Source organism: Filimonas effusa (genome assembly GCF_004118675.1).
GTDB classification, from domain to species: Bacteria; Bacteroidota; Bacteroidia; order Chitinophagales; family Chitinophagaceae; genus Filimonas; species Filimonas effusa.
Genome location: NZ_SDHZ01000001.1, coordinates 1,723,680 through 1,737,096, shown reverse-complemented (window position 1 = coordinate 1,737,096; position 13,417 = coordinate 1,723,680). Strand labels below are relative to the sequence as shown.

The following is a 13,417-nucleotide window of genomic DNA, read 5'->3' as shown; positions in this document are numbered from 1 at the left end:
ATTTTATAGGATCGCCCACTCCCACGAATTGTTGAAACAGTTCGGACACGAAGCAACTGCTTCTTTAACTTCCCGCGTATAACCACATACCGAACAGCTTTCATTCCCTTCTTTCACTTGCTGCATCGTATTGTCCCTTCCCTCCTCCGGTGGTAATACCGATAATCCGGCCTTCGATGCTTTAAATTTATAAATAGTGAACTTTCCACATGTCTCCAGGTATACCCGCTTTACCTTCCCAAGATTGTAAATAGCCTGCCCCCTTAATACCGCAAATAGCTGGTCTTTCGAGATCTGTACATGCGCAAGTACTGCTGTCTGAATAACGCCGTCAGCTACAAGCATTTTAGGTATCCCTTGTGTAACCAGCTCTACTTTTTTAAACTTTACCTCCAGCCAGGTCACCCCCTGGTGTAATAACAATATCAGGATAAGGATGGCAAAACCTTGCATGATGCCACGCTCCGGTAGCTCCATAGGAGCGGAAACAATAGCGCCCATAAGTATCATTACCGCTAACTCGGTGATCGTAAGCTGGCCCGACATACGCTTTCCTAATAACCGTACAGTCAGTAGAAGAACACAGTAAATGATACCGGTACGTAGCAATACTTCCAGGAGAAACTCAAAGGGAGCTTCTCCTATTAAAATCCTTTTTATATCGCTTAACTTGATGGCCTCCTTTTTCATGACGCTTTCCCTTTAAAATCCCAGTGGTCTTTTATAACAGCCCCTTCCTTATCTTTTGCCAAACGCCTTGCATAACGCTCTCCGCGTACATTGCCGCCCTCATCCCGCTTCCCTATAAATAATAAAATAGGTAAACCATCCACATCTGTTTTAAAGGAAAGATCATATCCCTTGAACTTCTGTTCTACCATTGTCAGGGGCGCATACTTTTTGTCTAATAGTTTTAATAAAGCAGGACCTAAACTCATAAAAATATTTTTGACGGGTAAACAAATCACCGGTAAATCAACCTAAGAGTAATGCAAAAAATATTCCTGCCCCCATAACGCCACACATCCACCGCCCTTAATTAAGGGAAACCGGCGGTATAACTATTGTATCTCATTCCGGATAATAACATGCAAAAAACAGGCATAGCCCTAAAAGAACGTATGTATGACAGGCAAAATTCATATAGGCACATCTGGCTGGAGCTATAAACACTGGCGCGAACGCTTTTATCCCCAAGGCCTGCCGGCAAACGCTTACCTGGACTATTACGCACAATATTTCGGGACTACAGAAATTAATACAAGCTTTTATCATCTGCCAAAACCCGGAACAGTAGCCAATTGGATGAAAACGGTAAAGGCTAAATTCCGCTTCTGCCCAAAGATCAGCAGGTATATTACCCATGTAAAAAAACTAAATGATCCCGAACAAACACTTCCGCGTTTCTTCGATGTGTTCAAACCTTTTAAAAAGAAACTTGGCCCCGTTCTTATACAGCTGCCGCCCAACCTTGCATTTAATGAAGAAAAAACCACCCACTTTTTCTCCATACTAAAGCAGTATAAAGGCTACCACTTCGCATTCGAAGCAAGACACGAAAGCTGGTTCACACCCGAAGCCCTTTCGTTGCTTCGTAAATTCAAAATAACTTTTGTCATTGCCGATGCCGGCAAACGTTGGCCATCAGCCAGCGAATTAACCGCCAGGCACGTTTACATCAGGTTTCACGGAAAAACAGGATACGATTCACTCTATTCAACACAGCAGATTAACAGTTATGCAAAAAAAATGCTGCTATGGAAACAGGAGGGACATATAATCTGGGCGTTTTTTAATAACGACGGCAATGCCTGCGCAATAAAAAATGCCCTCCAATTGATAACGCAAACAAATGAAAAGATCAACGTATGAAGTACTCCATCACCTGCCTGATTTTGCTTGTTGCAAATCAAACATCCTTAATGGCATGCCCATTCTGCAACAGGGACATCATGAACGGAATTTACAACTCCACGTTTTATCCAAATCTATTGACGATGCTGTCCGCATTTGTTGTCCTTGCTGCAATTGTATTTGCCCTGGTGATAATCTCAACCAGGCGCTATAAAAAATGGATGATTAATTACCCCGGAAACAGGTTGCGCTCGCCCGTACCTTTAACCACTGCTTCGGTTATATTGGGAATTGGTTTGGGAGGATTCCTGGATGGTATCTTGCTGCATCAGGTCTTTCAGGTGCACGAGATGCTTTCAAATAAAATACCCGCTACAGACTATGTAGGTAAAAGCATCAATATGTTCTGGGATGGTATTTTTCATCTGTTTTGCCTGCTCGTAGTATTAACAGGCATAATACTGCTTTGGAAAACAGCACGCAGAAAAGAAATAGATAAATCAGGAAACCTGCTTGCCGGAGGATTACTGGTAGGCTGGGCGCTTTTTAATATAGTGGAAGGTATCATCGACCATCAAGTATTAAAACTGCACAACGTAATAGAATTGTCTCCCGATCATTCCCCGGGTAATTATGGCTTCCTGGTTATCTCATTCATTATGTTATGTGTTGGCGCCTTAATCATTAAGAAAAAGCCGGCGCTTAATACTCAGTCAGCCGGTCAGGAATAACGTCAAAATAACTGCTGAATTGCAGCAGGTCGTTTTGGATCATTTCCTCCAGTACAGGATTCAATAAACGCCCTGCCTGTTCACCCACAGGTCCTAACGGCGCACGATAGGTGATCACGGTATTTACTTCTGTCATGCCTGCTCCTGCATCTGTAAACTCAACTTTGCCCGCAGTATCTATAGTCGCTCCCGGCAGAGAATTCCAGCCAAGGAACCGGTTCTCTTCCTCTTTCACGATAGCTGCATCCCAACTGATAGTACCCGGTAATCCCGGGAATGCAGCAACCCAGTGCGACTTCCCGTCACCGGTTTCTTCTACTGATTTCAGATGTTTCATAAAAAGTGGCAGGTTTTCCAGTGAGCGCCAGAAAGCATACACCTCAGCCCTTGGTTTGTTTACAAGTACGGAAGCCCTGACGTTGATATTCTTCACCGGGTCAGGCAAACGCCGCTTCCCGGCATAACTGTAAGCCGGACAATTGCCCGAAATAGCCCGGTATAAGAGAAATACACCCGCCCCCGCCTTAACCACACGGTTACCAGGCTTGCTGATAGCATTGAACACCAGCAAACTACCGGCAATGGCGGAAATAACACGTTCTGTATTGGATACATTGACCTCTGGCTTGCTGCCAGTAAGGGAGTTTACATTCATAGTAGCATGTTTCTGTTATGAAATCAGAAACCGTGCCGCATGCAAGCCACTACGCCACCCGGCGTTAATCTGGATTTACTGATAGCACTACTTCTTTCCTGCAGGATACTGCATCGGGTTAGGCCCTTCCGATTGCCCGCGTGTAGCCTGCTTTGCTTTAAAGGCTTTGAATTTACCCATAGCCGCTACCTGGGGCCAGCTGTTATTGCTTTCATCTATATCAGCCGTCTCACGGAAAGGATCTATACGGATCGATTTCACCTCCTTGGCATGAAGAAATGTCTTGCCGAAATGCTGCTCGTTCTGCCGCCATATCTGCGCAGGTATCTTCTCCACTTGCTTGGTGCCGTCTGCAAAATTCCACTCTATGATCACCGGCATCACAAGCCCGCCTTTATTCGTAAACACTAGCTCATAAAGATACTGCCCATGAAATTTCTTCCTGGCCGCTTCATCCAGTTGTTCAGTAGGAGTGATCGAGGCTGTAGTATAAGTAAAGCGGGTATTGTAAGGCTCTTGGTTCCTCCCATAACGCCAGTAAAAATCACGTAAACTGGTATCCCGGTCTGTAAGAAAATGAATGCTGGTGTCAGCCCTGTTCCTTATCGCCGATATGTCATCAAACCCCGGTAATAAAGGACGGTCAAGCTGGCGAAGCCCGCCTGCTTCAGCCTTCGCCAACGGCTGCGGAACCGCATGCGCATCTATCTGGAAAGCCTTCACACTGTCAAGCGCTATATCGCATACATCAGTCCCATAGAACCAGCCACGCCAAAACCAATCCAGGTCTTCACCACTGGCATCTTCCATCGTCCGGAAGAAATCTGCCGGCGTAGGATGGCGGAACGCCCACCGGCGTGCATATTCTTTAAAGGCATAATCAAATAGTTCACGCCCCATGATTGTCTCACGTAATATATTCAGCCCCGTAGCAGGCTTCGCATAGGCATTAGGCCCAAACTGGTTGATGTTTTCGCTGTTCGTCATAATAGGCTCCAGCTCATCCTTCGGCAGCTTCATGTAATCTACAATGGCCCAGGCCGGCCCACGCCGCGATGGAAACTGGTTGTCAAATAAAGTCTCGGTAAGATACTGGCAAAAGGTATTTAACCCTTCATCCATCCACGTCCACTGCCGCTCATCGCTGTTAACGATCATCGGGAAGAAATTATGCCCAACCTCATGTATGATAACACCTATCATCCCGTTTTTGGTAGCTTCAGAATAAGTCCCGTCCTTTTCAGTCCTGCCATAGTTGAAACAGATCATAGGGTATTCCATCCCATTGGCTGCTTCTACGCTCTGCGCAACAGGATAAGGATAGGGGATGGTGAATTTGGAATAAGACTGCAAGGTATGCGCGATCACTTTGGTGGAATAACGGCGATATAATCCATAAGCCTCCTTGCCGTAAAAACTCATACACATGATCTTCTTGCCCTCTATAACAGTAGGCATCGCATCCCACACATATTTGCGGGAAGAGGTCCACGCAAAATCACGCACATTTTCCGCCTTGAAGATCCAGGTTTTGGTATTGCCCGCTTTTTTTACCTCAGCCTTTTGTGCCTCCGCAAGTGTCACAATCTCAAGAGGCTCCTTGCTGCTTTGCGCCTTCTGCCACCTGGCATACTGCGTGGCATCCAGCACCTGGCTGTAGTTCTGGCATTCACCCGTAGCCCCAACCACATGATCCGCCGGTACTGTCATCTGAACATTGAAATTGCCGAAAACAAGCGCAAACTCACCCCTGCCGGCAAACTGGTGATTTTGCCATCCCTGGAAATCACTGTAAACGCATAAACGAGGATACCACTGCGTAATGGTAAATAAGTAATTGCCGTCTCCTTCAAAATACTCATAACCGCCACGGCCACCCTGGCGCATGCGGTCTGCTATCTTGTAACTCCACCCTACATTGAAAATGATCTTTTCTCCCGGCTTTAAAAACTGCTTTAACTCAATCCGCATCATCGTCTTATTCACGGTGTAAGCCAACTTTTGCCCGCTTGCATCTGTAACCTGGCTAATCTTTACGCCAAAGCCGTTGTCCGTAAGCGGCTCACCCATTTTTTCAAGTGTACGCAGATCTACCTGTCCGTCGGCAGGTAACGTCGAACCCGATTGATAGTTCGCATTGTTGATATTGCTATGCTGATTTTCATCTAACTGTAACCACAGGTAGGAGAGGGCGTCAGGAGAATTATTGTAATAGGTCACCGTCTCAATGCCGGTGATCTTCGTTTGCTGCTCATCAAGCGTACAGCGGATCTCATAATCGGCACGCTGCTGCCAGTAGGCATTGCCCGGAGCACCGCTCGCTGTACGGTACGAATTGGGAGTAGGCAATATAGTGCCTAACTGCTCAAATTTATTGCCGTGATTGCTCCCCGGGTTATTTTGAATGTTCTGTGCCCGGGAACTTATACTTAATCCCGCCAGCAGGCTGGTACAAATCAGCAGTTTCTTCATCAGTGTGCGCTTTTGAAATGGGAATCCTGGCTATCATCATCTGGAGGGCTAAAGCAGCAATAGCGCCGCTTACAAACACAAGCAGTTCTCTCCGGTTAAAGCGTAGGATATACACGAATATAAAGGAAAGCAGTAAAATAACGAGCACTATCAGCAATTGCCCCACCTCAAGCCCCAGGTTAAAGGCAAATAATTGCCATACTATATTGCTGTCTTTACCCAGCATGCTCTTAAGCAGGCTGCTGAAGCCCAAACCATGAATAAGTCCGAAGAAAAGTGCCAGAAAATAAATAAACGGCTTCTTCCCCGTAAACCGGAAATCTTTCACCAGCAGATTATTACACGCCGTGAATAAAATGGTAGCGGCAATGAGGAACTCTGTCCAGTCGCGCGAAAAATTTACAATGTTCAACGTGCTCAACGCCAGCGTTATAGAATGCCCAACGGTAAATGCAGTAACAAGCACCAGCAGTTTCTTCCAGTCCGCAATTACATACCTTAAACACAAAGCTGTAATGAACAGGATATGATCAATTCCGGTAAGATCTGTAATATGTTCAGTACCCGCAACGAAGAATATGCTGAAATCGCTCATGTTGTCGAACTTATGTTACACTTTTGCAGAAAGAAAAAATTATCGGTGAATGGCAACTGTTTTTAGTCACTGGCTGCTGATGGCCATGGTAAATATCTTACATCCCTTTTATGTTGCAGTAACGGAGATGAATTACAATGCTACTGAAAAAAACATGGAGATCAGTTGTAAACTGTTTATCGACGATTTTGAAAAAGCGCTTGCAACCCAGTATAAAACAAAGGTCGATTTAAGCCATCCCAAAGACAAAGCCCAAACCGATAAAATGATCTTTTCTTATCTGCAACAGCACTTGTTAATAAAAGCCGATAATAAACCATTATCCCTGCAATATATAGGCTATGAAAAAGAAGGCGAAGCCGCCTGGTGTTACCTTCAGTCTTCTCAGCTTCCGCAACCCCGCACGCTAAGTATAAATGCGAATATGTTATACGAACTTTTCGAAACCCAAATGCACATCATCCACGCCACTATCAGCAACAAACGTCAGAGCGCTAAAATAACAGCCCCTCAATCCTCTATCATCCTGAATTTTAACTAAAGAATCGTCCTGCTATGCTTCGCTGCCGGCTCTTGACCTTCACCATCCGTTACTTGCCGTCTGTTCCTTCCTCAACTGTCACCAGTATCTTATCTATCCTCAGTGCATCCATATCAATGATCTCAAAGGTAAAACCGCGCCAGCTAAGCTTTTCTCCGGTTTGGGGAATGCGTTCCAACTGGTGTAATATAAATCCCGCAAGTGTATCAAACTCATGCTCCCCTTCATGCATCCACTCTGTTTGATCAAAACGGGCTAGAAAATCGTAGAAGGGTATCTGCGCATCGATAAGATAGCTGCCGTCTTCACGTTGTATTATCTCGTAGTCATCTTCATTGGCAGGAGCCATATCCCCAACAATCGCCTGTAATATATCATTGAGCGTGATCATGCCCTGCATCGTGCCATATTCGTCAACGATAAAAGCATAATGATTATTGGTTTCTTTAAACCGCTCAAGTACCTGGTACGCCGTATTGTTTTCCGGAACAAACATCGCAGGCCGCAGGAACGATGTAAGTGGAGTGGCAGGATCGGAAAGAAAAAGATCTTTAAGGTACACAACACCCTGCAACGCATCTATCGATCCGTCACAAACAGGATACACCGAATGGGCGGTTTCACTGGTAACGGCCTTTAGGTCTGCTACGGTTCCTTCTGTATTCAGCCACACGATATCAGTACGGTGTGTCATCAGCGAAGTAATATTCCTGTCGCCAAGATGAAATACTCTTTCAATGATCTCTTGCTCAGCCTCCTCTATCGTTCCTTGTTCTGTACCCTCGTTAATGATGGCTTTTATCTCTTCCTCTGTAACCGATGCATCGGAACCTTTGATATGAAAAAGCTTTACCAGCAGGTTGCTCGATTTGGTAAGCAATACAATAAAAGGATAGGTAAGCCTGCTTAACAGCCGCATCGGCGCCGCCACGTTCTTGGCAATGGTTTCAGGCATACTAAGCCCCAGCCGCTTCGGAACAAGTTCCCCGATAACAAGCGACAGGTAAGTGACAACGATAAGTAGTATGGCGGTTGCTATCGGACCGCTGTAAGGCACCAATACTGGTAGCTTCACAAGCTGGCGTACTATATCATCTTTCAGGTTCTCACCGGAAAAAATACCGGTTAAAATACCTATCAGCGTAATGCCTATCTGAACCGTGGAAAGAAATGTTTCGGGATGGGTGGCAAGTTTAAGTGCTTCCTTAGCTTTTAAATCCCCCTTGTTGGCCTGGCTTTCTAGTCTGGCCCTCCGGGAAGATACCAGCGCGATCTCAGCCATTGAAAAAAGTCCATTCAGCAGAATAAGTCCGAGAATAATAAATATTTCTATCATACGAGGTGATCTGTTGTAAAACTAAGGATTCCTGTGATTATTCCTGCACAGGAATCTCCATTTGCCACCTTCTGTTGAAGATCCTGGCCGAAATTAGTCCTATTAAACCACCAATAACAGCACCGCCTATAACATCCAGCGGATAATGAACGCCTATGTATATCTGGCCATAACTTACCGTTGCCGCCCATACAAAGAACAGATAACCCCATTTCTTGAACCAGGGCTTTAGGGTGAGATAAAAAAAGACGGCCGCCCCAAAATGATTCGCAGCATGCGAAGAGGTAAAACTGCCGCTGCTCGGACAACGGCTCAGCAAAAGCCGCGTATAATACATCAGGAAAGGATCGTTACACGGCCTTGGCCTGTTGATCCAGTTCTTCAGCAAAGTACTGCTCACCTGGTCCGTTAACGCAGTAGTTAAAGCTATTGCCAGCAGCCAGGGCACACAACGCCACCCAAAATTCAACACAACAAAAAGAAAAAGGAAAAGATACAACGGAGTCCACGTATTCTGATCGCGCCACCACGGAAAAATGCTATCCAGGAAAGGTACATTCCACTCCTGGTTGATCTTGAGGAACAGCCAGGCATCCAGTAACTTCAGGTTCTCTAAAAAACCGGAAGCCAGGGGGCCGCTGTCCGGCGCATTTAATAATATCATAAGCTAAAGATAAGTAGTTGATAATAATTAGCCCCCGTCATATCACCATATTTACATCCACACGTTATCCTGTTCCATCCTCCCAATCCCGGTATCCACCACCCGCATCTACCATCCACCACTCTGCTGCTTATTCCAATATTATCAAATCCTTACCTTTGCAGCCGCATGAAAAATTTGAAAATACCCCGTTATATTCGGTGGATAGGGGAGCTCGGCATTGTGTTTTTACTGTTGATGACCCTTTTGCGTGTAGCTCTGGTCTATTCCTTCCGCACGCCCTCTCAAAAATTGACCTCTCTGATCGATGCGTATATCCTCGGAATGCGCTTCGACCTCCGTATAGTATGTATCGCCTGCCTCGTTTTATTCCTCGTCGGATCCCTGCCCTGGCTGCACCCCCTTAGAAAAAAATGGGGAAAAAGGGTCGCTTTCTGGCTCTGGAGCGTCTTCGTGATTATTTTAACCATATTTTATATGGTCGATTTCGCCAACTACGCCTACCTCTCTCAGCGTATGAGCGCTACACTGCTCAACTATGCCGAGGATACTAAGATCTCCTTCGGCATGGCCTGGCAAACCTATCACCTCGGTTGGATCCTCCTCGGATTGATCGTCGTGGTCATAGCTGTCCTGAGCATCGTACGTTTAACTTATAACAGGGTGTTGTCACGCCCGGTTTACAATAACCGCAGGATCCAGGTCGCCTGGGCCTTCGGCTTCTTCCTGCTATTGGCATTGGGTATCTTCGGACGTGTAGGCCAATACCCCCTCCGCTGGAGCGACGCCTTCGACCTCGAAAGCGATTACGCCGCCAATATAGCACTCAACCCTTTCCAGTCATTCTTCAGCACACTTAACTTCCGCGGAGCCACCTACGATGAAACAAAACTGCGCGCCAATTACAACTGGATCAGCAGCTACCTGGGCGTAGATGCGCCCGATAGCAATTCCTTTCGCTTCGACCGCCAAATTGCCGGCGCCCCGGTTTCTGCCGCTTCTCCCAACGTGGTGCTCGTTATCTGCGAATCTTTCAGCGCCTACAAAAGTTCCATGTATAATAACCCGCTGAATACTACGCCGTTTTTTAACCAGCTCTGTCAACAGGGCGTTTTCTTCAACCGCTGCTTTACGCCTACTTACGGAACTGCCAAAGGCGTATGGGCCACAATTACAGGTATCCCCGACGTGCAATGGTTCAAAACTGCCAGCCGCAACCCTGCCGCGGTAGACCAGCACAGTATTATCAACGACTTCGATAATTACGAAAAATACTATTTCATAGGAGGCAGCACCAGCTGGGCCAACCTGCGCGGCGTGCTCAATAATAACCTCTCCGGCCTTCACCTCTATGAACAGGACGACTATAAAGCCCCTAAGATCGACGTTTGGGGTATCAGCGATAAAAACCTTTTCCTGGAAGCTAATAATGTCTTGAAACAGCAGTCAAAGCCGTTTTTCGCCGTTATACAAACAGCCGATAACCACCGCCCGTACACCATCCCCGAAGAAGATCGCCAGGACTTTAAAAAGGAACGGGTGCCCATGGACTCGCTTCTTAAATACGGCTTCAAAACTCTCGACGAGTTTAACGCCTTCCGCTATACCGACTACTGCTTCCGTAAGTTTATGGAAGAAGCACGCAAACAACCCTACTTCAAAAATACCATCTTCGTCTTCGTTGGCGACCATGGCATAGCAGGCGACGCCTCTGCTATACTGCCCAGGGCCTATACCGATCAGGTGCTTACTGCCGAACACGTGCCGCTTTTGTTCTATTCCCCTGCCTTACTGCAGCCGAAGAAATACGATATGATCGCATCCCAGATCGATATCTTACCTACAGTAGCAGGACTATGCAATATCACGCATTCCAACACTACACTCGGCCGGAACCTTCTCGATCCTAAACGCCTGGCAGCCGATTCCGGCAAAAGCAACTGCGCGTTTATCATCGATACCGAACGCAAACAGATAGGTGTCATCAAAAGCCCGTATTTCTATAGCTATGGCGTAAATGGTAACAGCTTCGAACAGATCAGCAATATCGTAACAGATGAAAAGGTGGTGCTCACCGATTCTCTCCGCCATCAATACCGCTCCATGACAAACGCCTTTTACGAAACATCCCGCTACCTCCTCCTGAACAATAAAAAGAAACTGAATAAATAACAAAAAGGGCGTTGACCAATGATCAACGCCCTTTAAAATTGTCTTCCGGTATTTGATAACTATTTCCGCCTTGTCTTCCCCGCAACAATGATCATCCTCGGCGACTTCCGTATGTCATAAGCCCCCAGCTGGTAATCACCGTAGATCTCCTTTACCTGCATACCCTGGTAAGCCAGCATATCGGTAAAATCACCGGGCGAAAACTTGGCTACCTTCTCCGTGAAAAGGTGCTTCAATATGCCGCCCTTATCCTCCACCTGTATTTGTTTGAAGAAATGATCTTCATCGTGCCAGCGTGAAATACGGAAAAGGGTATCATCCACTACCTTGGTTTCGGTACGTTGCAGGTTGTCTTCCGTATAGTGAACGTTTAAATAATCGATAACGAAAATGCCATTGGTATTAAGACTTTGCGCAATGGTCCGGAAAGCATTGTCATGCTCCCGCCTTGTCCTGAAATACCCGAAACTGGTAAAAAAGTTGAACGCAAAATCAAAATAGTTGATCCAGAAAGGCAAACGCATATCGTGCTGATAAAAATGAAGTCGCTCGTTCTCAGCACTTTTGGCAGCTTCGATAGATTCTGCCGAAAGATCGATGCCGGTTACGTCAAAACCCATCTCAGCAAGGGCTATGCTATGCCGTCCCTTCCCGCAGGCTACGTCCAGCATAGTACTGCCTTTTTGAGGTTGCAGATGGTCGATCAGTTTTTTGATAAACAGAAACGCTTCATCTTCATCCCGGTTATTATACAATAAATGATAATAAGGGGAATTGAACCAATCTTTATACCATCCTTTTCCAGCCATATATATTCTTGTGTATTGCAAATGTAAATCATCCGCATTCAAAACAGATAGACCCTTCCTTAAAAATCGTTATGTTTGCCGCCTAGAAATTTGAAAATATGCCGCTTATCAAAAGCATATCGGGCATCAGAGGCACGATAGGAGGAAGACCAGGAGATACTTTAAGTCCTTTGGATATCGTAAAATTTACAGCAGCTTATGCTACACTGCTGTTACAGGAAAATCCCGTAAATAAAAAGGTGGTGATAGGCCGCGACGGCCGCATCAGCGGTGAAATGGTACAGCAGTTGGTTGTGGGTACCCTCAGCGCTATGGGTATCGACGTATTGGACCTCGGCCTTAGCACAACGCCCACAGTAGAAATGGCTGTAGTGTTCGAAAAAGCAGCAGGTGGCATTATCTTAACCGCAAGCCATAACCCCAAAGAATGGAACGCCCTTAAACTGCTCAACCATAAAGGGGAATTCATCAGTGGCGAAACCGGGGCCAAAGTACTCGAACTGGCAGCAGCCGATAACTATGAATTCGCACCGGTAGAAAAACTGGGCGCTTATACTGCAGATACGGAGGCATTGTCCAAACATATAGAGGCTGTTGTTAATTACCCCCTGGTGAACAAAGAAGCTATCGCACAACAGTCTTTTAAAATAGTGGTCGACGCTATTAACAGCACCGGCGCCATTGCTGTACCCGCATTATTGAAAGCGCTCGGCGTAGAGGACATTATTGTCTTGAATGCTGATGTGAATGGAAAATTCGCACACAATCCCGAACCGCTTCCACAACACCTCACAGAACTGTGTAACGAAGTAAGCAGGCAGCAGGCACACCTGGGCATAGCCGTCGACCCGGATGTCGATAGGTTGTGCTTTGTTTGTGAAGACGGCTCCCTGTTTGGCGAAGAATATACACTCGTAGCCGTTGCCGATTATGTATTGCAACATAGAAAAGGTAATACGGTAAGTAATATGTCTTCAACAAGAGCGCTAAGAGATGTAACCGAAAAACAGGGTGGACAGTATTCACCCAGCGCGGTAGGTGAAGTGAATGTGGTCAATAAAATGAAAGCGGTAGAGGCCGTGATAGGAGGAGAAGGCAACGGAGGTATTATCGTGCCCGATCTGCACTATGGCAGGGACGCTTTAATTGGCATTGCACTCTTCCTTACTTATTTGGCAAACACGCAGAAAAGCGCACGCCAGCTCCGTAATACCTATACCAACTATTTTATGAGTAAGAATAAAATAGAACTGAATGGAGGGATCGATGTAGCTAACATCTTCGAACACATCAAGTCAAAATATAAGAACCATCCCATTAATACGGAAGATGGTCTTAAAATAGAGTTCGATAGCGACTGGGTACACTTGCGTACCAGCAATACAGAACCTATCATCCGCATCTATTCCGAAAGCACACTCGAAACTACTGCCGATAATATCGCCAAACGTCTGATGCAGGACATCAAAGAATGCCTGTAACCATAATCTAATTGCCCGCAGCTCCCGTTACCACCGCTAACAGAGGAGCTGCGGTAACGATTTAGGAAGCTACACCTGCATAAAAATGCACCCCGCCCCACTTCCTT

13 protein-coding genes are annotated in these 13,417 nt (G+C 46.1%); 5 read left to right on the top strand and 8 right to left on the bottom strand.

Annotation, left to right across the window (positions count from 1 at the left end; translation table 11 throughout):
• Positions 1-3 precede the first annotated feature (3 nt).
• Both ESB13_RS06485 and ESB13_RS06480 read right to left on the bottom strand, forming a co-directional pair.
• The gene (locus tag ESB13_RS06485; RefSeq protein WP_129002199.1) at positions 4-690 is read right to left on the bottom strand and encodes a YetF domain-containing protein; all 687 of its coding nucleotides are present in this window, start codon (positions 688-690) and stop codon (positions 4-6) included.
• On the bottom strand, positions 687-938 hold the full coding sequence (locus ESB13_RS06480) for a hypothetical protein (RefSeq protein WP_129002198.1): 252 nt from the start codon (positions 936-938) through the stop codon (positions 687-689). Before ESB13_RS06480 ends, ESB13_RS06485 begins: the two co-directional genes overlap by 4 nt.
• Before the next feature lie 187 nt (positions 939-1,125).
• On the opposite strand from ESB13_RS06480, the gene ESB13_RS06475 reads away from it, so the two are divergent.
• Entirely contained in the window at positions 1,126-1,872 is a 747-nt protein-coding gene (locus ESB13_RS06475; RefSeq protein WP_129002197.1) for a DUF72 domain-containing protein, read from the top strand.
• Positions 1,873-1,997: 125 nt separating this feature from the next.
• Positions 1,998-2,585: a DUF2243 domain-containing protein gene (locus ESB13_RS06470; protein ID WP_164974113.1), complete on the top strand. Its 588-nt coding sequence runs from the start codon at positions 1,998-2,000 to the stop codon at positions 2,583-2,585.
• On the opposite strand, the gene ESB13_RS06465 is transcribed toward ESB13_RS06470, so the two are convergent.
• From ESB13_RS06465 to ESB13_RS06455, 3 genes are all read right to left on the bottom strand, one after another.
• Entirely contained in the window at positions 2,557-3,240 is a 684-nt protein-coding gene (locus tag ESB13_RS06465; RefSeq protein WP_129002195.1) for a YgaP-like transmembrane domain, read from the bottom strand. The two genes, ESB13_RS06470 and ESB13_RS06465, sit on opposite strands and share 29 nt — an antisense overlap.
• A gap of 87 nt (positions 3,241-3,327) precedes the next feature.
• The gene (locus ESB13_RS06460; RefSeq protein WP_129002194.1) at positions 3,328-5,712 is read right to left on the bottom strand and encodes a M1 family metallopeptidase; all 2,385 of its coding nucleotides are present in this window, start codon (positions 5,710-5,712) and stop codon (positions 3,328-3,330) included.
• A complete protein-coding gene (locus ESB13_RS06455) occupies positions 5,636-6,307 on the bottom strand; it encodes a HupE/UreJ family protein (protein ID WP_129002193.1) in 672 nt (223 codons plus the stop codon). The genes ESB13_RS06460 and ESB13_RS06455 overlap by 77 nt, the downstream gene beginning before the upstream one ends.
• A 49-nt stretch (positions 6,308-6,356) precedes the next feature.
• Between ESB13_RS06455 and ESB13_RS06450 the strand changes: the two genes are divergently transcribed.
• The gene (locus ESB13_RS06450) at positions 6,357-6,848 is read left to right on the top strand and encodes a DUF6702 family protein (RefSeq protein WP_129002192.1); all 492 of its coding nucleotides are present in this window, start codon (positions 6,357-6,359) and stop codon (positions 6,846-6,848) included.
• 49 nt (positions 6,849-6,897) lie between these two features.
• Here ESB13_RS06450 and ESB13_RS06445 read toward each other — a convergent pair whose 3' ends face one another.
• Positions 6,898-8,184 (bottom strand): hemolysin family protein, encoded by a 1,287-nt coding sequence (locus ESB13_RS06445; protein WP_129002191.1) that lies wholly within the window; start codon positions 8,182-8,184, stop codon positions 6,898-6,900.
• Between the two features lie 37 nt (positions 8,185-8,221).
• Complete coding sequence (locus ESB13_RS06440) at positions 8,222-8,848, bottom strand: phosphatase PAP2 family protein (RefSeq protein WP_129002190.1); 627 nt, start codon at positions 8,846-8,848, stop codon at positions 8,222-8,224.
• Between the two features lie 168 nt (positions 8,849-9,016).
• Here ESB13_RS06440 and ESB13_RS06435 point away from each other — a divergent pair, with 168 nt between their 5' ends.
• Positions 9,017-11,020, top strand: coding sequence for an LTA synthase family protein (locus tag ESB13_RS06435; protein ID WP_129002189.1), 2,004 nt, complete (start codon positions 9,017-9,019; stop codon positions 11,018-11,020).
• A 59-nt stretch (positions 11,021-11,079) separates the two neighbouring features.
• On the opposite strand, the gene ESB13_RS06430 is transcribed toward ESB13_RS06435, so the two are convergent.
• A complete protein-coding gene (locus ESB13_RS06430) occupies positions 11,080-11,829 on the bottom strand; it encodes a class I SAM-dependent methyltransferase (protein WP_129002188.1) in 750 nt (249 codons plus the stop codon).
• Between the two features lie 98 nt (positions 11,830-11,927).
• On the opposite strand from ESB13_RS06430, the gene glmM reads away from it, so the two are divergent.
• Positions 11,928-13,310 (top strand): phosphoglucosamine mutase, encoded by a 1,383-nt coding sequence (glmM, locus tag ESB13_RS06425; protein WP_129002187.1) that lies wholly within the window; start codon positions 11,928-11,930, stop codon positions 13,308-13,310.
• Positions 13,311-13,417 lie beyond the last annotated feature (107 nt).